This window comes from Acinetobacter sp. YH01003 (assembly GCF_013420525.1).
Lineage (GTDB): Bacteria > Pseudomonadota > Gammaproteobacteria > Pseudomonadales > Moraxellaceae > Acinetobacter > Acinetobacter towneri.
This window is the reverse complement of sequence record NZ_VOXY01000001.1, coordinates 105,308-130,362: the sequence shown is the minus strand read 5'-3', so window position 1 is coordinate 130,362 and position 25,055 is coordinate 105,308. Positions and strand designations below refer to the sequence as shown.

Annotated in this window: 24 protein-coding genes; 13 read left to right on the top strand and 11 right to left on the bottom strand. The window is 42.4% G+C overall.

Annotated features, from left to right (window positions below):
- Positions 1-50 precede the first annotated feature (50 nt).
- From FTT70_RS00625 to FTT70_RS00605, 5 genes are all read left to right on the top strand, one after another.
- Entirely contained in the window at positions 51-344 is a 294-nt protein-coding gene (locus FTT70_RS00625) for a YbeD family protein (protein WP_004972250.1), read from the top strand.
- 152 nt (positions 345-496) lie between these two features.
- Positions 497-1,153, top strand: coding sequence for a lipoyl(octanoyl) transferase LipB (gene lipB / locus FTT70_RS00620; protein ID WP_004972253.1), 657 nt, complete (start codon positions 497-499; stop codon positions 1,151-1,153).
- 75 nt (positions 1,154-1,228) lie between these two features.
- A complete protein-coding gene (locus tag FTT70_RS00615) occupies positions 1,229-1,762 on the top strand; it encodes a hypothetical protein (protein WP_026438100.1) in 534 nt (177 codons plus the stop codon).
- 1 nt (position 1,763) lies between these two features.
- Complete coding sequence (locus FTT70_RS00610; protein WP_019837059.1) at positions 1,764-2,948, top strand: iron-containing alcohol dehydrogenase; 1,185 nt, start codon at positions 1,764-1,766, stop codon at positions 2,946-2,948.
- Between the two features lie 267 nt (positions 2,949-3,215).
- Positions 3,216-4,610, top strand: a complete 1,395-nt coding sequence (locus tag FTT70_RS00605; protein ID WP_131260687.1) for an APC family permease — start codon at positions 3,216-3,218, stop codon at positions 4,608-4,610.
- A 194-nt stretch (positions 4,611-4,804) separates the two neighbouring features.
- On the opposite strand, the gene FTT70_RS00600 is transcribed toward FTT70_RS00605, so the two are convergent.
- The 8 genes from FTT70_RS00600 to rplU form a co-directional block, all read right to left on the bottom strand.
- The gene (locus tag FTT70_RS00600) at positions 4,805-5,284 is read right to left on the bottom strand and encodes a tRNA (cytidine(34)-2'-O)-methyltransferase (protein WP_004972260.1); all 480 of its coding nucleotides are present in this window, start codon (positions 5,282-5,284) and stop codon (positions 4,805-4,807) included.
- A gap of 92 nt (positions 5,285-5,376) precedes the next feature.
- Complete coding sequence (gene cysG / locus FTT70_RS00595) at positions 5,377-6,747, bottom strand: siroheme synthase CysG (RefSeq protein WP_004972262.1); 1,371 nt, start codon at positions 6,745-6,747, stop codon at positions 5,377-5,379.
- Between the two features lie 63 nt (positions 6,748-6,810).
- Positions 6,811-8,082 carry a serine--tRNA ligase gene (gene serS / locus FTT70_RS00590; RefSeq protein WP_104853137.1) on the bottom strand — a complete coding sequence of 424 codons (1,272 nt, stop codon included), beginning with the start codon at positions 8,080-8,082 and terminating at the stop codon, positions 6,811-6,813.
- A gap of 120 nt (positions 8,083-8,202) precedes the next feature.
- Positions 8,203-9,000 (bottom strand): RsiV family protein, encoded by a 798-nt coding sequence (locus tag FTT70_RS00585; protein ID WP_180168175.1) that lies wholly within the window; start codon positions 8,998-9,000, stop codon positions 8,203-8,205.
- A gap of 420 nt (positions 9,001-9,420) precedes the next feature.
- Positions 9,421-9,759 (bottom strand): hypothetical protein, encoded by a 339-nt coding sequence (locus FTT70_RS00580; protein WP_004972270.1) that lies wholly within the window; start codon positions 9,757-9,759, stop codon positions 9,421-9,423.
- A gap of 131 nt (positions 9,760-9,890) precedes the next feature.
- Positions 9,891-10,589 (bottom strand): outer membrane lipoprotein chaperone LolA, encoded by a 699-nt coding sequence (gene lolA, locus FTT70_RS00575; protein ID WP_180095954.1) that lies wholly within the window; start codon positions 10,587-10,589, stop codon positions 9,891-9,893.
- Between the two features lie 230 nt (positions 10,590-10,819).
- Positions 10,820-11,074, bottom strand: a complete 255-nt coding sequence (gene rpmA, locus FTT70_RS00570; RefSeq protein ID WP_004760935.1) for a 50S ribosomal protein L27 — start codon at positions 11,072-11,074, stop codon at positions 10,820-10,822.
- Between the two features lie 19 nt (positions 11,075-11,093).
- A complete protein-coding gene (rplU, locus tag FTT70_RS00565; RefSeq protein WP_004972275.1) occupies positions 11,094-11,405 on the bottom strand; it encodes a 50S ribosomal protein L21 in 312 nt (103 codons plus the stop codon).
- A gap of 472 nt (positions 11,406-11,877) precedes the next feature.
- Between rplU and sdsA the strand changes: the two genes are divergently transcribed.
- The 8 genes from sdsA to FTT70_RS00525 all read left to right on the top strand — a co-directional run bounded on the left by sdsA (position 11,878) and on the right by FTT70_RS00525 (position 22,601).
- A complete protein-coding gene (sdsA, locus tag FTT70_RS00560; RefSeq protein WP_104853134.1) occupies positions 11,878-12,855 on the top strand; it encodes an All-trans-nonaprenyl-diphosphate synthase in 978 nt (325 codons plus the stop codon).
- 12 nt (positions 12,856-12,867) lie between these two features.
- On the top strand, positions 12,868-14,928 hold the full coding sequence (locus tag FTT70_RS00555; RefSeq protein WP_004972279.1) for a site-specific recombinase: 2,061 nt from the start codon (positions 12,868-12,870) through the stop codon (positions 14,926-14,928).
- A gap of 142 nt (positions 14,929-15,070) precedes the next feature.
- Positions 15,071-15,688 (top strand): phosphatase PAP2 family protein, encoded by a 618-nt coding sequence (locus FTT70_RS00550; protein ID WP_180168174.1) that lies wholly within the window; start codon positions 15,071-15,073, stop codon positions 15,686-15,688.
- 21 nt (positions 15,689-15,709) lie between these two features.
- The gene (locus tag FTT70_RS00545; protein ID WP_004972282.1) at positions 15,710-16,972 is read left to right on the top strand and encodes an efflux RND transporter periplasmic adaptor subunit; all 1,263 of its coding nucleotides are present in this window, start codon (positions 15,710-15,712) and stop codon (positions 16,970-16,972) included.
- A gap of 13 nt (positions 16,973-16,985) precedes the next feature.
- On the top strand, positions 16,986-20,165 hold the full coding sequence (locus FTT70_RS00540; RefSeq protein WP_004972283.1) for an efflux RND transporter permease subunit: 3,180 nt from the start codon (positions 16,986-16,988) through the stop codon (positions 20,163-20,165).
- Positions 20,165-21,610: a multidrug efflux RND transporter AdeIJK outer membrane channel subunit AdeK gene (adeK, locus tag FTT70_RS00535; RefSeq protein WP_180168282.1), complete on the top strand. Its 1,446-nt coding sequence runs from the start codon at positions 20,165-20,167 to the stop codon at positions 21,608-21,610. Before FTT70_RS00540 ends, adeK begins: the two co-directional genes overlap by 1 nt.
- 141 nt (positions 21,611-21,751) lie before the next feature.
- Positions 21,752-22,108, top strand: a complete 357-nt coding sequence (locus tag FTT70_RS00530; RefSeq protein ID WP_004972285.1) for a YbjQ family protein — start codon at positions 21,752-21,754, stop codon at positions 22,106-22,108.
- Positions 22,109-22,139: 31 nt separating this feature from the next.
- Positions 22,140-22,601 carry a YbjQ family protein gene (locus tag FTT70_RS00525; protein ID WP_004972286.1) on the top strand — a complete coding sequence of 154 codons (462 nt, stop codon included), beginning with the start codon at positions 22,140-22,142 and terminating at the stop codon, positions 22,599-22,601.
- 27 nt (positions 22,602-22,628) lie between these two features.
- Here FTT70_RS00525 and FTT70_RS00520 read toward each other — a convergent pair whose 3' ends face one another.
- Genes FTT70_RS00520 through FTT70_RS00510 form a run of 3 tightly spaced genes read right to left on the bottom strand, consistent with a single transcriptional unit; the run spans position 22,629 to position 24,994 of the window.
- Positions 22,629-23,420 carry a hypothetical protein gene (locus FTT70_RS00520; protein ID WP_180168173.1) on the bottom strand — a complete coding sequence of 264 codons (792 nt, stop codon included), beginning with the start codon at positions 23,418-23,420 and terminating at the stop codon, positions 22,629-22,631.
- 56 nt (positions 23,421-23,476) lie between these two features.
- Positions 23,477-24,283, bottom strand: coding sequence for an SDR family NAD(P)-dependent oxidoreductase (locus tag FTT70_RS00515; RefSeq protein WP_004972288.1), 807 nt, complete (start codon positions 24,281-24,283; stop codon positions 23,477-23,479).
- A 42-nt stretch (positions 24,284-24,325) separates the two neighbouring features.
- On the bottom strand, positions 24,326-24,994 hold the full coding sequence (locus FTT70_RS00510) for a hypothetical protein (protein WP_004972289.1): 669 nt from the start codon (positions 24,992-24,994) through the stop codon (positions 24,326-24,328).
- Positions 24,995-25,055 lie beyond the last annotated feature (61 nt).

Here is a 25,055-nt window from a genome sequence, read left to right as displayed (position 1 = left end):
AAACGCCTGCCCTATGCAGGCGTTTGATATAGAGATAGAGACACACGCTTATGACGTTATTCAACCGTACCCCATCTCGTGAACTACAAGAGCATCTTTGGGTGTTTCCAATGGATTACCCAATTAAACTCATTGGTGACGCGGGTGATGAACTGCGTATTGCTGTGCTTGAAATTTTAGTGAAGCACTTCCCTGAGTTTGATGCACAAAGCATCAGCATTACCCCATCACGCACAGGCAAGTATCATTCAATTACAGCACAATTGCGTTTTGAAGAATTGGAACAAGTGCATGCCATTTATGCAGATTTGGCAGCTTGCCCACTGATTAAAACTGCATTGTAATTTTGTAGATTGATTTTCAAATAACACGCTTTCGGGCGTGTTTTTTGTTTCTGCGCTGCCAAAATCTTATTCAATCCACAAATCCCCTACAGCCGCCACATTTTCGTATAATAAAATCAATTTCTTGCTTTTATGGATAGGACTGCATCACTGTGGATACTGCACAACGGCCAAACCTGATTATTCGTCAATATCATGACCTGACTGACTATCAAGCTCGCTTTCAGGAAATGAAAGACTGGACTGAACAACGTGATGCAGACAGCCCTGACCAACTCTGGATTTTGCAACATCCAAATGTACTGACCCAAGGGCAAGCAGGCAAAGCCGAACATATTTTAATGGCGACAGATATTCCTGTGGTACAGACTGATCGTGGTGGTCAAGTCACATGGCATGGCCCAGGCCAATTGGTCGCCTACTTCATGTTTGACCTGAACCGTTTAGGCTGGAATGTCCGTACTTTGGTATCTTATGCTGAAAACTTGATGATTGAGCTGCTTAAAAAATACGGCATTGAAGCCTATGCCAAAGCCGATGCACCGGGGGTATATGTCAATGAACGGAAAATTGGCTCACTTGGTTTTAAAATTCGTAAAGGCCGTAGTTATCATGGTTTAGCCCTCAATATTGATTGTGACTTGACTGGTTTTCAAAGTATCAACCCTTGCGGCTATGCAGGTTTGGAAATGGTACGTGTGATGGATTTAGTCAATGACTATCCACATTTTGAAAACTTCTGCGCAGATATCATTGAAACTTTACAAAACAGCGGTTACTTTAATGACGTTCAAGTCATTCACGTATAAATGGCTTTCTTTTCAATAAGAAATAAAATAGAGTATTTACTCTAAATAATGATTTATAACACAGGGATTCAGCGCGTGATTTCAACTAAATCTGTGAAACCCGCTTTGCAACTGGCCTATGTCAAACTCATGATGGATGTGATTGGCAGAGGTTTAGTCATGGCAAGTCAGGTCGATGAAGAAATTAAACAGGAAGTTGCAAAATTCCCCAGCAACTTTGTGTTGTCTATGAAAGTTTTTCCGAATGGTCCAGCCTTTGTTGCCAAAGTCACTGCAGATCATCAATTAGAACTGTTACAGAATACGGCACAAAAACCCGATTTAACCATTACCTTCAAACACTTAAATCATGCATTTTTAGTGTTTTCATTTCAGGAAAGTACCGCACAGGCCTTTGCGCATGACCGCATGATTGCTGATGGTGATGTGTCTTATGCAATTCGCTTGGTACGTTGCCTGAATAAAATGGAAGCACTGATCTTGCCTAAATTACTGGCAGAACTGGCGGTAAAACAATATCCGACTGAACTCAGCTTAAAAGAAAAACTATCAGGTGCAGCCAATATCTATCTAAAAGTTGCCCAATCTTATTTCAAACGGAGTGCATAACATGGCGAAGCCTTATTACGAATTTTTTTGCCCAGTCAAAGTCATTGCAGGTCATGCAGCGCTTGAACATATTCCGTTTGAATTGGCGACACTCGGTTCGCAGCGCCCAATGATCATTACCGACAAAGGTGTGCGTTCCAACAATTTGCTTGCACCGATTGAAGCGGCTTTTGAATCTACCGATGCCGTGATTGGCTATGTTTTTGATGATGTCCCGCAAGATTCAAGTGTGGCAACAGTGCGTCGTGCGGCACAGTTGTACCGTGAAAATAACTGTGATGCCATTATCGCGGTGGGTGGCGGTTCAGTAATTGACACTTCTAAAGCCACCAATATTTTAGTCAGCGAGGGCGGTGATGACTTATTGCAATATTCAGGTGCGCATAACTTACCACGCCCACTGAAACCTTTTTTTGTGATTCCAACCACATCTGGAACAGGTTCAGAAGTGACTATGGTTGCGGTGGTATCCGACACAGAAAAGAACGTCAAAATGCCATTTGCATCGTATTACTTAATGCCACATGCAGCCATTTTAGACCCGCGTATGACGCAAACTTTGCCACCACATTTAACAGCAATGACGGCTATGGATGCCATGACGCACGCCATTGAGGCTTATAGTTGCATGGCAGCCAACCCAATTTCTGATGCTTATGCCACTGCAGCAATTAAAAAAATCAGCAATAACCTGTTCAATGTATTAGACAACCCAAGCGATGAACAAGGCCGTTTGGAACTGGCACAAGCATCGACTATGGCGGGGATTGCGTTTTCAAACTCTATGGTCGGGTTGGTGCATTCCTTAGGTCATGCCTTGGGTGCTGTGGCACATTTGCCACATGGACTGTGCATGAATTTATTCTTGCCATACGTGTTGGAATACAACAAAGACGTCAATGCCGATAAAATTGCCGAGCTACTATTACCTTTGGCTGGCGCAGACGTCTATGCACAAACCCCTGCACATTTACGTGCCGATAAAACCATTTCGACACTCTTAGCCATTCGTGACCGCTTATATGCACTGACTAAATTGCCACGCACTTTACAAGAAACTGGTAAAGTCAGCGAAGCACAATTAGATGAAGTCGCTGAAAAAGCCCTGAACGATGGTTCGATTATTTACAACCCGAAAGAAGCCAATTTAGAAGAACTCAAAGCTATCTTAAAAAAGGCTTGGTAATTCCTACAAAATAGGCGAACATAGCCGAAAATCTAGCCTGATGTTTTTCTAAACATCGGGCTTTTCATTGGTAGACTGCTGCGTCTGATGTTTTTTCATCAATATGGCGTTTTTTCTGCTAAAAAAGAAAGCAAAGATACTGACAAAGCACGTCATTATGGAGTAGATTGGCGCGTTTTTACTTTTTATGTAGGGGGGATTGTTCGTCTCAAACAATCCTGAACAAACATGACTGATCCTTGATCAACGATTAAGAGGATAACGCCGTTGACAAATATCTCTGGGACTCAATCGGCAGCTAAACTGCAAAAAACGCTAGGACTCTGGCACATTATTATTATTGGTTTAGCCTACATTCAACCGATGACGTTATTCGACACTTTCGGCTTAGTATCGGAAGAAAGTCATTTTCACGTACCCACATCTTATATTTTTGCACTGGTTGCCATTCTTTTAACTTCTTTAAGTTATGGTCACATGATTCGTCGTTATCCTTCTTCTGGGTCGGCGTATACCTATGCACAAAAATCGATTCACCCCAACGTTGGTTTTATGGTGGGTTGGTCATCTTGGCTAGATTATTTACTCTCGCCAATGGTCAACATCATCTTGGCGGTGATTTATCTGGAAGCCTTATTCCCTGATGTGAATCACTGGATTTGGGTGGTGGTACTCACGGCATTTATGACGGGTGTCAACTTGCGTGGCGCGCGTTTTGTCGCCAACTTTAACAGTATGATCGTTTTGGTACAGTTGGTGGTCATTGGCGTATTTACATGGATGATGTACACCAAACTTCAGGCAGGTTTCAATGCCGATGGTCCAATCACTGCCGAGCAACGCTATCAGTTATGGAGCTTAGAACCTTTCTGGAATGAACTTACTTCGGTAGGCGCATTGATTACAGGTGCAACCCTACTCTGCTTCTCATTTACAGGTTTTGACTCACTCAGCTCACTTGCAGAAGAAACCAAAGACACTGAAAAAACCTTACCGAAGGCAATGTTCTTAACTGCGCTAATTGCGGGTGTAATTTTTATTGTCAGCACCTATTTCATGCAGATTTTCTTCCCAAATGAACCGGGCAGCTACTTTAAAAATATTGCAGAAACGCAGCCAGAAATTCTGCTCTTGGTAGGCGGCTCGCTGTTCCAGTCTTATGTGCTTGCCTTTGCTATTGTAACGGTAATGGCATCTGGTATTTCGGCTCATGCAGGCGTTTCGCGTTTAATGTACGTGATGGGTCGTGATGGCGTGATTAACAAAAAAATCTTTGGTCATATCAGCCCACGTAGCTATACACCTTCATACAATATTTTAATTGTAGGTGCTGTGGCGTTAACTGCTGGTTTTATGAACTTGGATTTTGTCATTTCATTAATCAGTTTTGGTGCCCTCACCGCATTTAGCTTTGTGAATTTATCGGTGATTTCACGTTATGCGCTACGTGATGGTCGCACCAAAGGCTTTAAAGACATTCTCAATTTTGTGATCGTACCGTTGTGCGGCTTTATTGCAGTCTTTGCTTTATGGCTCGAAGTCGATGAAACTTCATTGAAGTATGGCTTATGGTGGGCGATGTTTGGGGTTTTATACCTCGGTTATAAAACCAAAGGCTTTAAACACCCTGCTCCGCAGCACAATGAGTTTGATGATCGCTAAGACAAATAGCATCACAACTTTAAGATCAGGCGCTTTATGCGCCTTTTCTTATGCCTCAAATGGATTGCAGCGTTAAATCAGCAAAATAGCGAAAACAAAAAAGCTGAGTACAGTTTTGTCTCAGCTTTTTATCTATCAATTGTACGCATTGATGCTAAAGATCGCATTAAATTTGAAATGAATTGATGCTCAAATTAGAGCAATGCTTTAAAACCTTGCTGACGCCATGCCTCATACACAATCACAGCCGTTGCATTAGACAAGTTTAAACTGCGTGAGTTTTCTGCCATGGGTAAACGAATCCAGTGCTGCTGCGGAAACAACATGCGTACGGCTTCTGGCAAACCGCGTGTTTCAGGCCCCATCAACAAGGCAACAGGTCGGTTTAAATCCGAAGTATGTGGTGTTTCTGTGCCTTTGGTGGTTAATGGATAAATCGCATCTAAACCCACGCCTTTGCTGTCTAAATCAGCCAAGCATTGCTCAAGATTGTCCCAAATCTGCATACGTGCCCATTCGTGATAATCCAAACCTGCACGTTTCAGCTTTTTATCATCCAACTCAAAACCTAATGGCTTAATCAAATGTAATTGCGCACCTGTATTGGCACACAAACGAATGATATTTCCTGTATTGGCTGGAATTTCAGGCTCATATAAAACAACGTGGATCACAAATTTTCTCTACTTTTCACAATCCCTCCCCAGCTCCCTTTAGAAAATGTAGGAACTCCCCTCTTTTTAAAAGAGGGATTGGGGGAGATTCATTACCATTTCAACTGTTCACGTAAATTGACCACTTCACCAATAATGGTCAAGGTAGGCGCCTGAATGTGGTGCTGTGCGACTTTACTGGCAATATCCGCCAACGTCCCCACCACCACTTTTTGTTCAGGGGTCGTGCCTTTAGAAATTAAGGCGACAGGCATATCCGCCCGTTGTCCATGTGCAATCAGTTTTTCACAAATGCTTTCTAAGCCAACCAAGCCCATATACAGCACCAAAGTTTGCTGTTCATACACCAATTCTGACCACGGCAATTCAGGCGAACCTTCTTTTAAATGTCCAGTAAGAAAACGCACACTTTGCGCATAATCTCGATGAGTCAGTGGAATACCTGCATAAGCCGAACAGCCCGAGGCTGCGGTGATGCCCGGTACGACCTGAAATGACACACCTGCTTCATACAATTCTTGAATTTCTTCACCGCCACGCCCAAAAATAAACGGATCGCCCCCTTTTAAACGGCAAACTCGCTTACCTGCTTGTGCATATTTCACCAATAATGCATTGATGCCTTCTTGCGGTACAGCATGGTTAGAACGTGCTTTTCCGACATAGACTTTTTCGGCATCACGGCGACACAATTCTAAAATAGGTGCAGACACCAAACGATCATAAATCACCACATCGGCTTGCTGCATTAAACGCAAGGCTTTTAAGGTCAGTAACTCAGGATCACCTGGCCCTGCACCAACCAAATACACCTCGCCTTTCGGTGTTTGCCATTCCGCTAAAGCCTGTTGGATACTTTGGTTTGCAGCGTCAAGATTGTCGTTGAACACCTGTTCTTTAAGAGGACTGGCATATAGCTCCTCCCAAAAAATACGGCGCTCATCTGGATTTACAATTTTCTGTTTTACTGCGGCACGCCACTGACCTGAAAACTCTGCCAGTTTGCCCATACCATGCGGAATGGTACTTTCCAGTTGTGTACGAATTTGACGTGACAATACAGGCGATGTGCCATTACTCGCGACTGAAATCACCAAAGGCGAACGGTCAATGATGGCAGGCACCATAAAACGGCAATGTGGTGGATCATCAACACTATTGACCAGCACATTTTCGGCTTCGCAAGCTGCAAAAACTTGCTGATTGACCAAATTGTTATCCGTTGCAGCAATCACCAAACGATAGTGACGTAACGCAGTAGATGGACTAAAAACATCCTGTACATACTGCCCCTGACTTTGTTGCACCAGTTGCAATAAATTGACATCAATTTCAGGGGCAAGCACATCAACTTTTGCGCCCGCTTTAGCCAGTAACACCGCTTTGCGATAAGCAATATGCCCACCGCCCACAATCAGACAAGGTTGCTGCTGCAACTTTAACGAGATTGGAAAAATATCCACACTAAACCTCAATATTTAAATCTGATTGTAAGCAATTTCATCCTAAGTCGACCTGCACTCAACTTAGTCAATAAACTCTAAACCGCCCATGTACGGACGTAATACTGCAGGAATTTCAATCGAACCATCGGCACGTTGATAGTTTTCCATAACAGCCAATAAAGTACGTCCTACCGCCAAACCTGAACCGTTTAATGTATGCACAAATTCAGTTTTCTTTTGGTCGGCACGGTAGCGTGCTTTCATACGACGCGCTTGGAAATCCCCCATGTTTGAGCATGATGAAATTTCACGGTAAGTGTTTTGACTTGGCACCCAAACTTCTAAGTCATAGGTTTTGGTTGCGCCAAAGCCCATATCGCCACCACATAGAATAATTTTACGGTACGGTAAACCAAGTGCCTGCAAAATACCTTCTGCATGTCCAGTCAATTCTTCTAAAGCCTGCATTGAGGTTTCTGGTTTTACAATCTGCACCATTTCGACTTTATCAAATTGGTGTTGGCGGATTAAACCACGAGTATCGCGACCATAAGAACCTGCTTCGCTGCGGAAACAAGGGGTATGCGCTGCATATTTTAATGGCAAGCGTTCAGGATCAATGATTTCATCACGCACAAAGTTGGTTACTGGAACTTCGGCAGTTGGAATTAGATAGTATTCTTTTTCACCTTGTAGCTTGAACAAATCTTCTTCAAATTTAGGCAGCTGACCAGTACCACGCAATGAATCTGCATTGACCAAATACGGTACATACGCTTCGGTATAACCATTTTGAACAGTATGCGTATCTAACATGAACTGTGTAATCGCACGTTGTAAACGCGCCAATGGCCCTTTCAGAACGCTAAAACGAGAACCTGTTAATTTGGTTGCAGTTTCAAATTCCAAACCACCCATCATTTCGCCAAGGTCGGTATGATCTTTAATTTCAAAATCAAACTGGCGTGGTGTGCCCCATTTCAATACTTCCACATTATCAGCTTCATCTTTACCTTCAGGCACAGACTCATCTGGCAAGTTTGGAATAGACAATGATTTAGCTTCTAACTCATCTTGTAACTCTGCCAAAGCCACTTCAGCGGCTTTGATTTCATCGCCAATAGCAGCCATGCGAGCCATAATTTCAGAAGCATCACCACCTGCTTTTTTAATCTGACCGACTTGTTTTGCGCCCGAATTACGCTCTGCCTGTAATGCTTCGGTTTTAGATTGCAATTCTTTACGACGTGCTTCAAGTGCTGCCCACTCTGCCACATCTAATTGCACACCACGTTTTGCCAAGGCTAAATTTACAGCCTCAATATTATTTCTGAGTAATTTCGGGTCAATCATAGCCAATCTTGGAATAAGAAAAAAACTGGCTATAGTGTAAGCGCTTCGGGTTAAAAAATACAGTAACCCGATTCACGGCTGCACCTTATTACAGCAATCTCTGCGTATTTTTGTGCAATTTTATTGGCTAGGATACTGCGGCAAACTTGGCAAATATTCAGGCTTAATTAATTTTTCCGTCGCATAGTAAGGCAGAATCAACTCAGGCATACCTTCTACATAAGATGCTAATTCATACAACGGATAGACAAAGACCAAACCATTAGCGCCATAATAAAAATTATCGCTCAATTTAAACTTTTCACGGGAAATATCATGTTCATTTAACCAATTATAATTATGGTTAAACAATTCTTCGGTCATTTTGGCTTCCGTATTGGGCAGCATAATATCTTGCAACGCCAAACGCTTTTTCTGTTTTAAATCAAAAGTCACAAATTCTTGGTGATGGATACCATGCGCCGCACCCGCAGGGTAACTGTAGCTTTGCAAACTAAACGTCGCTAAATTGGCATGTTGCCCGATATATCGCACATAGCTTGAACTCTGACTCAGCCGCATAGGATCAGTTTCTTCTACCTTTGGCGTTTCAGTTGATGCCGCAGCTTTTGAAAATGCAATTGGGTCTGCCTTTTGCAAACGCTGCATAAAATATTCATCAATCCACGCCACATTGGTTTTTACTGTCTGAATATCGTAAGCAGTACAGCCTTCTTCATCACAAATTTGCTGTTGTGGCAATTTAAGCGCCACCACTTTAGCTTGAATCACAGGAATCTCGGCTGTGACAGATGCAGGCGCAGCTTGCTCAGTTTCGGTTTTAGAAGTTGCCTCACTCTTTGGCTGACATGCAGTCAACAACAGAACCGAACTTAAAGCGACAGCACCCAAAAACACCTGTGATTTTAAATATTGCATTAAATTCCCCTTCTACCACGATTCATAAAGTCCAATGATTAGAAATGCAAACCTGCACAAATCTTGCGATAAAATTGCTTCAATTGAATTAGTCAAGACTATAGATAACTCTTGCTGTTCAATCCTAGAGCAGTTGTGTAACGGAATAATCGGTGGATAAAACTGTTTAAAATTACTACTCAAATTTTTGCGTGATTATTTTTATTTTTTCATTATAAATCAAAATTTTGATAACAAATCCTTAATATAAAATAATGATCTGTGATGACTCAATCTATATCCCGCATACTGCAAAATATGAATTATCCCGAGATTTATCCACAGAAATTGTGGATTTCTCAGGAAGAATATTCAAATAAATTTCCGCTGTATTGAAAATGCTTCAACTAAAAATCTATGATTAAAACCTAAATAATCGGATTAAATTTCTACAAGTACAGACTCACCTGTTGAACAATCACCATTTAACCATTGCCAACGTTCAAGCAATTTGATTTTTCCGTTTTCATCCAAAATGATAGTTGAGTTGCATTGACCAATACGTAGTTCATCTAACTGATTGACATGATGATAAACCATACTAAATGTATCTACTGAAGTCATGACTCCCAACAGATGCCCTTGCCTAATACTTCCGCCAGAATAAGTAGCTTCAATTGTTTCCCCTACTTGTTTATAGTAAAAAACTGTTGAGCCAGATACCTCACCATTCGCGGTGTTTTGCTGATTTACAAACTTTTTATTATGTAAAATTGACATCAGAGTCCTTTCATAAGCTAAAAATTATGAGCGATAAACCAAATTGGGATTAAAAGAGCCTTCTCCCTGTGGGAGAAGGCTAGAAAGGGACAGCAAATTATGCTTAAAAAACAACGTAGGGAAGCATTCGATTATTGATCAATAATGTCCGTACCTTTTGGCGGTGTGAAGTTAAAGGTCGATGCAGGAATTTGGGCATTGACTTTCACATTGTTAAAACGCACATGCGTGGTTTGTCCCAATGAATCCTGCAAAATCATTAAGGTTGGCGCGTTACGTGCACCAAAACTAATGGTTAAACTTTGAAATACGCCATCATCACTTTTTGGATATAAGGTGTAATAGGTTTTTGATTTATTCGGCTGGGTCACACGATACGACTGCATGATTTGATTGGTATTGCCCGAAAGCAACAACGCAGGCGTATTTGCCACTTGATCATCTAGGCTTTGGCGTACCGCTTGCTGTAAGTCTGGATCATAAATCCATACGGTTTTACTCGTAGTCACAATTGTTTGTTTGGCTGGACTGGTGGTTTCCCAAAAGAATTTACCCGGACGCTCAACTTTCATAACCCCTTTAAAATTCTGGTTCATGTGCTGTGCCGATAAACCACGGTTTGGCAAAGCCTTGCCATTGTTGCTAACTTTTGTGGTTTGCTCAAAATTGGCGGTAAAACTTTTAATACCATTCAATTGTTTAACAAGGTTTGCTGTCGCTTGTTGCTCCGATGCTGCCACTGGCGCAGCAAACACTGTAGTACTCATGATTGGCGCTAAAGTGGTTGCACCCAATGCCACAGCACACATCGTTTTACGAAGCATATTCATAGATTCACCTTTTTATATTTGCTCAATCGCAATGTTTTGGATGTCCCATCTTAAACCAATTTCTGGCGCTAATATGATAGAAAATAAGAAGTTTTGTATGCTTATTAATATAAAATGTAGAAATTTATCCATCATGATGAAGAACTAAAAGTTATCCTTTGACCCTAATTTTCCATCATACAAGCATAAAAAAACCCACAATCACTTGTGGGTTTTTTCACTATTTCAGCTTACGCTTCAACAGATACGTAGCGACGGCCAAATTGACCTTTCACTTCGAATTTTACTACGCCGTCAGCAGTAGCAAATAAAGTATGGTCACGGCCCATACCTACGTTTGCACCAGCGTGGAATTCTGTACCACGTTGACGAACGATGATGTTACCAGCAGTTACAGTTTGACCACCGTAAACTTTAACACCTAACATCTTAGGATTCGAATCACGACCGTTCTTAGTCGATCCACCGGCTTTTTTAGTTGCCATGTCTATTTACTCCTAGTGATTAGCCTGCAATACCAGTAATTTTCAACTCGGTAAACCATTGACGGTGACCTTGTTGCTTACGGTAGTGTTTACGACGACGCATTTTAACAATACGGATTTTGTCGTGACGACCATGACCAACCACTTCTGCAGTTACTTTAGCGCCAGCAACAACTGGAGCACCGATTTGAACGTTGTCACCGTTTACAACCATTAATACGTCATCAAACGTAATAGTTGCGCCAGTTTCAGCTTTCAATAATTCAACTTTAAGGGTTTCACCCTCAACAACACGGTGCTGTTTACCACCGCTTTGGATTACTGCGTACATAATGTACTCCAAACATGCCCGTGTCGTCGTGCCGATAAAGGGATATATCGATCTTAAAACGAACGCCACTGGGGGTTATTCAAGGGCAAAGATTTTAAGCGATATTCGCACAAACAACAAGCCATTTACGGCAATTATTGCACAACAAGGTTGATTATTTAATACCCAGCCGCGTAAATGACTTTCTGCAGCCTCATCCATATTCAATGGATCAATCAATACAGACAGATTGTGTTGGCGTAAACTGCTGTGCTTGTTAAAATCATGCCCAACTTGAGCAAATAACTGAATTTACCCACAAAGTTATTGACTTCGTTTTCTAGTAGAATTAACAATTACAGCATTTGGCAGGTGCCTAACTATTGCATTCATTGCGTTATTTTCGCAGACTTAAGCAGTTTTCTTGGCTGTAACATAAGTTACAACTGATTCAACTAAGTTGTCATTCAATATTATTGAGGTTTCTCTTCACATGACCATCGACTTTAAGCAAGACATTCTCGCCCCTGTTGCTTCTGATTTTGCCGCGATGGATACATTTATTAATGAAGGGATTACCTCTAAAGTCGCGTTAGTGATGGCGGTTAGTAAGCATGTGGTCGAAGCTGGCGGTAAGCGCATGCGTCCAATTATGTGCTTACTTGCTGCCAAAGCTTGTGGTGCAGAAGATTTAGAGCGTCAACGTAAACTGGCTGCAATTATTGAAATGCTGCATACCGCAACTTTGGTGCATGATGATGTGGTGGATGAGTCTGGTTTACGTCGTGGTCGACCTACTGCTAACGCCACTTGGAATAACCAAACAGCGGTTTTAGTCGGTGACTTTTTAATTTCCCGCGCCTTTGACTTATTGGTCGATTTAAACGATTTGGTATTGCTGAAAGACTTTTCTACAGGGACTTGTGAAATTGCCGAAGGTGAAGTTTTACAATTACAGGCACAGCATCAACCCGACACCACAGAACAAATTTATTTAGACATTATTCACGGCAAAACTTCACGTTTATTTGAACTTGCCACCGAAGGTGCAGCAATTTTAACAGGCACGCCACAGTACCGCGAGCCGTTGCGTTTATTTGCAGGACACTTTGGCAATGCCTTCCAAATTATTGATGATATTTTAGATTACACGTCAGACGCTGAAACATTAGGTAAAAATATTGGCGATGATTTAATGGAAGGCAAACCAACTTTGCCTTTAATCTCTGCATTAAGAAATACCACTGGCGAACAACACCAAATTATTCGTCGCAGTATTGCGACAGGTGGTACTTCTGACCTCGATCAGGTTATTGCCATTGTGCAGTCCTCTGGCGCTCTCGATTATTGCCGCCAACGTGCCACAGAAGAAACAGAAGCCGCTATTGCCGCTTTAGAAGCACTGCCAGACTCGGAGTATCGTCAGGCCTTAAAGAATTTAGCCTTATTGGCTTTACATCGCATTCAATAATTTAAGCAGCTTATGCATATAAAACTCAACGATTTATTTAGAAAAATGCAAGAACAGCTGGATACACCAAAAGCTGTTCTGGATGAAAATCTGCTGATTGAACTGGTCAATCGTATCCGTCCTAGTGACACTCAAGATTTAGAAGAAACTCATCAAAAGTTTCAAGCTTTCTTACAAGCCTTGCTGCTGACACCCGATGCCAGCTCAACCTTGCAACATTTTGTTTTACGTCTAATCAATCAATACAAACAAACCAGTTTATATGCCGACACGGGAATTTTATCGCTCGATGGTTTTTGGAATCAGTTGTTTCAGCGTTTGGGCGCGCACTTTTTACCGCTGATTAATGATGAAAGCCAACTGCAAGATTTAGTCCGTCGAGTTTTTCCACTACGTAGTGATAAATACTGGCTCGACAATATTGAAGATACCGAATGGCAGCAATTATTTACTTTACTGAATCGCGGACATGGCGGACAAACACAAAAACGCCTGATTCGCAGTGAAATTATTAAAGCTCTAACAGTGCTGTCATATCGGGTCAGCGGCATTGGTTTATATCCTGAATTTATTAGTGCCTATCCTGAACTAAGTGAATATGATTCACCTTTTTTGGCACAAAACCGCGAAATCAACGAGTTTATTCAGCTTTATAAAGTTGCCGATCAACAACACGATCAAATCAGTGCCATTCAACCACCCGATGCCTCTCAAGCTTTGGTAATGATTGACCAATGTCATGATGTCAGCAGTAAAATTCGTCGTGCGACTAAACGTACTGGCGTCAGTATCAGCCTGACTTATTTATTGTCTTTACTGGAACAATGTTTAGAGCGGATTGAGCTGTTGCTAAATTTAATCGTGGCGCAAGACAAAGTCCGTTATGTTTCGGCAGGACAATTACTGGTAGATGTAACTGCGGCATTGTATAGCGAACGCAGTGTACGCTCCTTGCTTGCAGAAAACAGTGAGTTAATTGCCTTACAAGTCACTGAAAATGCTAGTAAAACGGGTGAGCATTATGTAAGTACCGACAAAGACGGCTTTTGGGGCATGTATAAAGCTGCGGCAGGTGCAGGTGTTTTAATTGCCACGATGGCGACTTTAAAAACCCTCGCCTCGCGTTTAGTGCTCGCTCCGATGATGCAGGCCATCATCAACAGCATGATTTATTCATTTGGTTTTATGCTGATTCATGTCTTGCACTTTACTGTTGCCACCAAACAACCCGCAATGACTGCTGCAGCATTGGCTTCTACGGTACAGCATCGTAAAGGCTCTAAAATGGCACAAATTGCCGAACTTGCTGCCTTAATTATTAATATTATCCGCACGCAGTTCGTCGCCATTTTGGGCAATATCTCGATTGCCATTCCAGTCGCAGCCTTAATTGCTTTTAGTTGGGATGCCATGTTGCATGAACCGTTGATGTCACATGCCAAAGCATCCAATATGCTGCACGACTTGAATCCGTTTACTTCACTTGCCATTCCACATGCCGCCATTGCAGGGGTATTTTTATTTCTGTCTGGTTTGATTGCAGGTTATTTCGATAACATGGCCGTGTATCGTAAAGTCGGGCCACGCCTAAAAGCCCATCTGCATTTAAAAAAGCTACTCGGGCAAGAACGTCTCAATATATTTGCCAATTATATAGAACGAAACTTAGGGGCTTTGGCAGGTAATTTCCTGTTCGGGATTATGCTCGGCAGTACCGCCACACTGGGTTATATTTTGGGTTTACCGATTGATATTCGCCACATTGCCTTCGCTTCTGCCAACTTTATTCAGGGTTTAATGAATATTAATGGCTCACCTGAAATTGGCCTGATTATTGTGTCCTTTTTAGGCGTACTGCTAATTGGTTTAACCAACTTATTTGTCAGCTTTACTTTAACCATTATTGTGGCATTGCGTGCGCGTCGGGTACGTTTTGAACAGTGGAAACCTTTGGCAAAATTGGTGCTGACTCACTTCTTAACCCGTCCAAGTGATTTCTTTTGGCCACCGAAACAACCAATTACAGTGGATGACGATTCATCCTCAAATACTGAACGAAATGCTAAAATTTAGTGCACATTTACATTGCGCACAAAGTAACAAAAAAAGAAATTCTTCTCATTTACATTGGCTTGAAATAAAGTGTACTGACTAGTACACTTTATTCCATTCATCAACCGTGCTCAAATCGGTTAAACTTACAGGGATTTTTAGCATGCCTAAAATACTGCTTTATCTCGGTAGTTTACTATTTATAATCAGTGTGTTAGTGCTAAACATTCCAAGTTGGCAACAATTTGATGTTGCCAGTGTGGAATTTTTAAGTACCCAGCGCACCGCACATTTGAATCAATTGGCAATCACACTTTCTGTATTAGGTGGCATGCCATTTGTATTATTTTTAACCTGCCTATGGTGTTTCTATTTGGCATGGTATAAAAAATACACAAAAATTGTTTTTATCAGTGTAGGACTGGTCGTAAGTATTGCGCTTTCATGGCTGCTCAAATACCTATTCGCGCGACCTCGCCCGCCTGAAGCATTGCATTTAGTGGAAACTTTTGGCACATCATTTCCAAGCGCCCATAGTTTCTATGCTGCAACTTTAGGTTGTTTGGTGATTTACCTGAGTTTGCAACATCCAGCGCATAAAATTTTATCTGTATGTGCATGGTTGTGGATGTTGCTGATGGGCATTTCCCGTGTGTATCTGGGAGTGCACTATCCTTCAGATGTCCTCTCTGGTTGGAGCATAAGTTTTATTTGGATCACATTGTGGTATCTGTTTTGCGCTCAATATCTGCAAGACAAACCAATATATAAGTTTAGATAAAAATCTAATAGAGGTGAAAGAATGATGTCTGCAAAGCTTTGGGCTCCTGCCCTGACTGCTTGCGCATTAGCCACAAGTTTAGCACTTGTGGGTTGTAGCAAAGATCCAAAAGATGCACAGCAAGCAGGTGCAGCTCAGCAAATGCCACCGACTGAGGTTGGCGTACTGGTGGCACAGCCACAAAGCGTGGAACAGTCTGTAGAACTGTCTGGACGTACCACAGCCTTTGAAATTTCAGAAGTTCGCCCACAAACCAGTGGTGTGGTTCTGAAACGCTTATTTACCGAAGGCAGCTACGTACGTGAAGGTCAGGCGCTTTATGAAATTGACTCACGTACCAACCGTGCCAGTCTAGACAGTAGCCGTGCAGCACTCACCCGCCAGCAAGCGCAATTGAATGTGTTACGCATTAAAGAAGGTCGTTACCGTCAGTTGGTAGGCAGCAATGCAATCTCTAAACAAGAATATGATGACATTGTGGCACAGGTAAAACTTGCCGAAGCCGATGTTGCTGCGACTCAAGCAGAAGTACGCAATGCCGAAATTAACCTAGGCTATTCGACTGTACGTGCCCCAATTTCAGGGCAAACCAACCGCTCTACCGTAACTGCTGGTGCATTGGTTACGGCTAGTCAGGCGGAACCATTGGTGACGATTCAACGCTTAGACCCAATTTATGTAGACATCAATCAGTCCAGCGCAGAGTTACTACGTTTACGTCAGCAATTGAGTCAAGGTAGTTTAAATAGCAGCAACAACACCAAAGTAAAATTAAAACTTGAAGATGGCAGCTACTACCCTGTTGAAGGTCGTTTGGCTTTTTCTGATGCCAGCGTGAACCCAGAAACAGGCACCGTGACTTTACGCGCCGTGTTCCCAAATTCAAATCATTTATTATTGCCGGGTATGTTTGCCACTGCGCAAATTGTGCAAGGTGTGATTCCTAACGCAATCTTAATTCCACAAGCTGCGATTAGCCGTACCCCAACAGGTCAGGCAATGGCAATGATTGTGAATGCCAAAGGTATTGTTGAACCGCGTCCTGTGACCACAGTTGGTACGCAAGGCAGCAACTGGATTGTGACTGAAGGTTTGCAAACTGGCGATAAAGTGATTGTCGAAGGTATTGCCAAAGTAAAACCTGAACAGCAAGTGGTCGCTAAGCCGTATCAACCGCAAGGCGCTGCTCCTCAAGCTGCACCTGCTGCACCAGCAAAATCGGGGGATGCCAAACCAGCCTCAGAAGCCCAAGCAACTGAATCAAAAGCTACTTCAAATACATAAGGAGTAGACGTTAATGGCTCACTTTTTTATTCATCGCCCCATTTTTGCATGGGTGATTTCATTGGTAATCATGTTGGCGGGGATTATTACCCTCACCAATATGCCAATTGCCCAATATCCGACCATTGCACCGCCAACGGTCACCATTGCTGCAACCTATCCGGGTGCATCTGCTGAAACTGTGGAAAACACAGTAACGCAAATTATTGAACAACAAATGAACGGTTTGGATGGTCTGCGCTATATTTCATCCAACAGTGCGGGGAACGGTTCTGCATCCATTACGTTAAACTTTGAACAAGGTATCGACCCAGATATTGCACAGGTTCAAGTACAGAACAAATTGCAATCTGCTACGGCGCTCTTGCCTGATGATGTGCAACGTCAAGGCGTGAAAGTGACCAAATCAGGAGCGAGCTTCTTACAGGTTCTCGCTTTTTATTCACCTGATGAAAGCCTGTCTGCCGATGATATTAAAGACTATGTTAACTCTAACATTTCTGAACCGCTGAGCCGTGTTGCAGGTGTGGGTGAAGTACAAGTCTTTGGTGGCTCATACGCGATGCGTATTTGGATGGACCCTGCCAAAATGGCGAGCTTGCAAGTCACACCAAGTGATATTGCTCAAGCGATTCGTACCCAAAACGCACAGGTTGCGGTAGGTCAATTGGGCGGCGCACCTGCAATTCAAGGTCAGGCTTTGAATGCTACAGTAACTGCGCAAAGCTTGCTGCAAACACCTGAACAATTCAGCAATATTTTTCTAAAAAATACCGCTTCAGGCGCTCAAGTGCGCTTGGGTGATGTGGCACGAATTGAACTTGGTGCAGACAACTATCAGTTTATTTCTAAATACAACGGCAAGCCTGCGGGCGGTGTCGCAATTAAATTATCTACAGGTGCTAACGCCCTAGATACTGCTGCTGCTGTGGAAGAACGCCTCAAGCAATTACGTCCTAACTACCCTGCGGGTTTAAAGGATGAGTTGGCTTTTGATACCACGCCATTTATTGAACTTTCGATTAAGAGTGTTGTTAAAACCTTAATTGAAGCGATCATTTTGGTCTTTATTGTGATGTTCCTGTTCTTGCAGAACTGGCGCGCCACAATTATTCCAACTATGGCCGTACCTGTGGTGGTACTGGGTACCTTTGCCGTGATCAACATGTTTGGCTTCTCGATTAACACCCTGACCATGTTTGCCATGGTACTGGCGATTGGTCTATTGGTCGATGACGCAATTGTCGTGGTGGAAAACGTAGAACGTGTCATGGTCGAAGAACATCTTGACCCTGTGGCGGCGACTGAAAAGTCGATGAAACAGATTTCAGGCGCACTGATCGGGATTACCTCGGTATTGTCTGCGGTATTCGTACCTATGGCATTCTTTGGTGGGACTACAGGCGTTATTTATCGTCAATTCTCAATTACGCTTGTGACTGCAATGGTGTTGTCACTGGTCGTAGCGTTGACCTTTACCCCTGCCCTATGTGCCACGATTCTTAAACAACACGATCCAAACAAGCCTGAAAGCAACGGTATTTTTGCGCGTTTCTTCCGCTGGTTTAACCGCAGTTTCGATAAGCTCTCGGTTAAATATCAAGGTGGTGTTAACCGCATGACGCATCATAAAATCTTCTCGGGGGTTTTATATGCAGTGGTACTGGGCATTATTGTGTTAGTGTTCCAAAAACTACCATCATCATTCTTGCCTGATGAAGATCAGGGCGTGGTGATGACATTGGTACAACTCCCACCAAATGCAACTTTGGAACGTACTGACGCCACCATGACCAGCATGACCAACTTTTTCAGAGAAAATGAAAAAGAGCATGTGCAGTCGGTATTTAGTGTTTCAGGCTTCTCTTTCTCAGGCGTTGGTCAAAACGCAGGTATGGCGTTCATTAAGTTAAAAGACTGGAGTGAGCGTACAAGCCCTGAATCTCAAGTTGGTGCAATTATCCAGCGTGGTATGGCACTGAACATGATTGTGAAAGATGCCACTTACATCATGCCATTACAGCTTCCTGCGATGCCAGAATTAGGTGTCAGCTCAGGCTTTAACTTGCAACTGAAAGATGCTGCGGGCAATGGTCATGAAAAACTCACCATGGCACGTAATATTGTGTTGGGTGAAGCATCTAAAGACCCTCGCTTAATGGGCGTACGTCCAAATGGTCAAGAAGATACACCACAGTACCGTATTATTATTGACCAAGCGCAAGCAGGTGCGGCAGGTGTCAGCATTGCTGAAATCAACAGCACCATGGGCATGGCTTGGGGTGGTTCGTACATCAATGACTTTATTGACCGTGGTCGCGTGAAAAAAGTCTATGTGCAAGCCGAATCTGATTCACGCATGATGCCTGAAGACCTGAACAAGTGGTATGTCCGCAACAACCGTGGTGAAATGGTGCCATTCTCTGCCTTTGCAACAGGTGAATGGACTTATGGTTCACCTCGTTTGGAACGCTATAACGGCGTATCTGCCAAGAACATTCAGGGTGCACCTGCGCCAGGTGTCAGCTCTGGTGAAGCCATGCAAGCGATGGAAGAAATTGTCGCAAAACTTCCATCTATGGGCTTAAACGGCTTTGACTATGAATGGACAGGTTTATCACTTGAAGAACGTGAATCGGGCGATCAGGCACCATTCCTCTATGCACTGTCATTACTGATTGTATTCTTGTGTTTGGCAGCCTTGTATGAAAGCTGGTCTATTCCATTCTCGGTGCTGTTGGTGGTACCGTTGGGTATTGTCGGAGCATTATTGCTCACCTTCGGGGGCATGATCTTGTTCAAAAACCCGAACCTATCCAACAACATTTACTTCCAAGTGGCAATTATTGCCGTGATTGGTTTATCAGCCAAAAACGCGATTTTGATTGTGGAATTTGCCAAAGAGCTACAAGAAAAAGGTGAAGACCTGTTTGAAGCGACCTTGCATGCTGCAAAAATGCGTTTACGCCCAATCATTATGACCACTTTGGCCTTTGGTTTTGGTGTATTGCCGCTTGCACTTTCATCAGGTGCGGGTGCAGGTAGCCAACACTCAGTAGGTTATGGTGTGTTAGGTGGTGTGATTAGCTCAACCTTGTTAGGGATCTTCTTTATTCCTGTATTCTATGTCTGGATTAGAAGTATCTTTAAATACAAACCAAAACAACAAAATAATCAGGAGCATGTATCGTGATGCAAAACTTATGGTCGCATACAGGCCGTGGTATTGCGGTTTCTGCCCTCGCGCTTGCTTTGACAGCTTGTCAAAGTATGCGTGGGCCAGAGCCCGTCGCTCAGGCAAGTATTCCAAGCAGCTATACTGCTGCTGCATCGGGTACTTCAGTGGCTGAACAAGGTTATAAAGATTTCTTTGCCGATCAACGCTTATTACAAGTTTTGGATATGGCATTGAACAATAACCGTGATTTACGCACAGCGACGCTGAATATCCAACGTGCCCAACAAGCCTATCAAATTACCGAAAACAACCAGTTACCTACCATTGGTGCTAGCGGTGGCGTACTGCGTCAAGACCAAGGTACTGTTTTAGGCACACACACACGCTATAACGTTGGTTTAGGTGTAACTGCCTACGAACTAGATTTTTGGGGTCGTGTACGCAGCTTAAAAGACAATGCATTAGATAACTTCTTGGCAACTCAAAGCTCGCGTGATGCCACACAAATTGCCTTGATTGGTCAGGTGGCGCAAGCATGGCTCAACTATTCTTTTGCCAATGCCAATTTAAAACTGGCAGACCAAACCTTAAAAACACAGCTTGAGTCTTATAACCTCAACAAAAAGCGTTTTGATGTCGGCATTGATAGTGAATTACCTGTCCGTCAGGCACAAATTTCAGTTGAAACTGCACGTAATGATGTCGCCAACTACAAAACCCAAGTCGCGCAAGCACAAAACTTGCTGAACTTGTTGGTGGGCGAACAAGTTCCAAGTGCGTTATTGCCAACGCAGCGTGTGACGCACATTACCAAAACTACCGCAATTGGCGCTGGCTTACCAAGTGACTTGCTGAATAACCGTCCTGATATTCGTACTGCAGAGTATCGACTATCGGCTGCGGGTGCCAATATTGGTGCAGCAAAAGCACGTTTATTCCCAAGCATTAGCCTCACGGGCAATGCAGGCTATGCATCAACTGACTTGAGTGATTTGTTTAAATCAGGCAGTTTTGTTTGGGCAGTGGGCCCGAGCATCGACTTGCCAATTTTTGATTGGGGCACACGCCAAGCCAACATCAAAATTTCAGAAACGGATCAACAAATTGCTTTGGCTGACTATGAAAAATCAATTCAGTCTGCATTCCGTGAAGTGAATGATGCTTTGGCAGTTCGTCAAAATATTGGTGATCGTTTAGCGGCACAAAAACGCTTGGTTGATGCGACCAATACCACTTATAAATTATCTAATGCACGCTTCCGCGCAGGCATTGACAACTATTTAACCGTGTTGGATGCACAGCGTACGTCTTATGCAGCAGAACAAGGTTTATTGTTGTTGGAACAAGCCAATTTGAACAATCAGGTGGAGTTGTATAAATCTTTGGGTGGCGGTGTGAAAGCCAATACTTCAGATGCCACATCACAACCTGCATCATCGGCAGAACGTAAAGCGCAATAAGTCTTTGCGTCTACCTTAAATTTGCTGCTTAACAGCTCAGATATAAAGACTAAATCAGCTCACTTCGGTGGGCTTTTTTATTGCTTTTTGCAAGCACATTTCATATCTTCAATACGTCTTGTTTTTAAATATTAGAATCTTATGTTGCTTAGTAATCTTGAATCTGTACCAGGTCATCGTATTTCACGGCAAATTGATGTGGTCTATGGCAGCACCGTACGCAGTAAGCATGTGGGGCGTGACTTCTTGGCAGGACTCAAAAATATTGTCGGTGGTGAATTAACGGCTTATACCGAATTACTAGAAGAATCACGCCAAGAAGCGATGGATCGTATGATTGCTAAAGCACGTGGTTTAGGTGCCAATGCTATTGTTGGGATTCGCTTTTCTACTTCAAATATCGCTCAAGGTGCTTCGGAATTGTTTGTTTATGGTACAGCAGTGGTGGTCGAGGCAGATATTCCTAAACTTCCAGACCCATTTCCAGCATCACACTAAAGCAAAGATTATTGAACAGGAATAACATCACATGGATAATTTAATTCTGCAAATTGTTGTCTTTGCGATTTTATTTGCCGTAGGCTTTGGTTTTGGGCGACACAACGAACGCAAACATTTCAAATATTTAGCCGAGCAAGAACTGCGTTTAAGTTATATTCAGATTGATAATAACCGCTTCCAGACCAGTCCCAATTTTGGGCAATTGATACACAGCAATGTGGTCATTTCTCATGATTATTTTAAGTTTGTGATTGCCAATATTCAGAACTTCTTTGGCGGGCGCTTGACCAGTTATGAAAGTATTGTCGAGCGGGCGCGTCGTGAAGCCATCGTCCGTTTAAAATTAGAAGCTGAAAAAATGGGCGCAAATCATATTATGGGGCTGCGTTTAAGCACCACAGAATTGGGGATGCAAGGCGGCATGGTCGAAGTCTTTGCTTATGGAACGGCGGTTCAAAATAGCGTTAGTCAATTCTCTGCAAAACGCTGAGTACATCTTTCAGCGTTTGTAAAGAATTTAGTATAAATACTGATCTCGATAAGGCTGAGGAATTTGATATTGCCGACCATCAAATTTTAAAGTGAAACGCTGTTGAGTAGACACTCGTTTAGTTTCTTTGCAATTTTCTAAATCGCCCGACATTTCATAATGTTGAATACGATCACGTAATTGCATATCAAAATATTGTCGAGTTGTATTTCGCAAGATCATTAAAATAGCTTTGCTTTCTATTACTTTGGCATTACAACGTGTATCGGTTTCTGCCTGATAGCGCGCTACGATTAAGCCGTTTAAAATTTTCTTGTTATGTTGTAAATCATATAAATCGAGTACTTGCGCCGAAAATGGATTGGCACTTGAACGTCCTGCATAATTCCTTCTTAAACCAATTGCCCTTAAGCTTTCAGAAACTTGATACGGCGCCAAATCTAATTGGATAGAACGCAGTTCAATTGCATCTGAAGGCAAAAGCTCTTTCACGTGATAGATTGAATGAAGCTTTTGCGTTTTACTATTTACGGTTAAAAAAGTCAGCTGATAATCATCTACAGGTTGATCATCTTTTGTCTGAGTTTCAGCATAAGCAATTAAAGTTTGTTCAGTAACATTGGGGAAATCTGCACAAGCCAAAAAGTCCTCATTCACTGTGGTTGTATTTGTGTGCTGTCGTAAAATCTTTTCAATATATTCAGGTTGTTTACACAACGAATCATCGTTTGTTTGTAATTTGGCAAATGTCGTTTGAGTCATCCCTAAGAAAGCGAAAAGCCACGCGCTGATAAAAAAACCTTTCATTATTAAACGCATGGCTCATCCTTCTTTTTGTTTTTATTATTTTATTTTGAAGTCACTTTGATTAAAAATTACTTCACTTTGGTTTTACGAATCATTTTATATAAAGTACTTGGCGATAAACGCGACACCAACACGCCCAGTTTTTCTTTAGCGCCCCCGACCACGATATATTCATCGCCTGCCATGAGTGCTTTAACTGTATTTTTAGCAAAAACATCGGCATCTAAACCATTTTCAATGGCTTCATCTTGATGTCCTTGTGGTTTGCCTTCACCATTCAACGCATTAAAAGACACATTGGTATTCACAAATCCTGGGAAAACAACTGAAACCTGTACGCCCTGCTCCGCTACTTCGGCACGCAAACTATTCGCCCACATGTGAATGGCACTTTTCGCTGCAGAATATGACGCGCGATATTGCGTACCCAATAATGCTGCAACACTAGATACAAAAATAATGCGACCATGTTTTTGCTGTAAAAAGGTCGGCAAGACAGTTTTGGTCAGAAAGACCTGAGAAAAATAATCCACTTCCATAATGGTGCGTTCAGTCTGCATAGTGGTATCGGCAATTAAAGCGCGCTGACTTAAACCTGCATTATTAATTAGCCAGTCAATGCGTCCTTTACGTGCCAAAACTTGTTCATACGCATGTAACACCTGACTTTCATTGGTAATATCTGCACATACAGAAAGATGACGTTCAGGATTCAGTAAACTCACGCGTACTTTTTCAAGTTCTTCATAACGACGTGCGGTTAAAATCACTTGTGCACCTTGTAAAGCACACTCTTTTGCCAATGCCTTACCAATGCCAGAAGATGCACCTGTAATCCACACCACTTTATGTTCCAAATTTTCCCGTTTTGCCATAACCGTTTGTCCGCGTTATTTAAAAATTTAAGTCATCAAAATTTAAGTCTTAGGTTTTGCAGGATGCTGCAAAAACCCAAGAAAATGGTTTAAATATATCTCTGCACTTTCCAAATCGAATTGCGCACCCATTTTTTCTAGGCGTTTATACCCCAGTTGCGTAGTCAAATGAATCACGCCGTTTAAAGTTTTATCGACCACCAAATTAAATTTCAGCATTTTTTTCGGATCACGAATTAAATAACCCACGCCCTGATCAATAATTTGAGTAAACCCTTTAAATGCAGGCGCAATACATGCACTGTTGCCCTGCCGAATTTGCTCAATACAACCCAACGTTTCTTTCATAACAATACTATCGACAGGATAAGTCACAAAACCTTGCCCTTCCTGCTGATACATCATGCTTGCCAGATAATTCACCATAGGCGTTAAGCGTTCATTGCCAAAAAACGACACCGACCATGGCATATATTTTTGCATGGTTTGTATGACTTGCTGAATAATTTTTTCAGATTCACCATCCAGTGAATGACTAGAACGTGACAATTCACCAAAAAGTTGCTCAATAATTTCACAAGAAATATCGGTCAGTACCGCCCCCAAAGCTTTAGATAAACTTTCCGATTCACCTGCATTGAGTTGTTGATGAATGTGTTGAAATCTTTGATATGTTTCTGGTTTTAATTTTAAAGATACAGCATAAGTCATAACTGAACTTGCCTATTTTGACCGTATTGATGTGTTTTCATCTATTTTAAAATCCATTGCT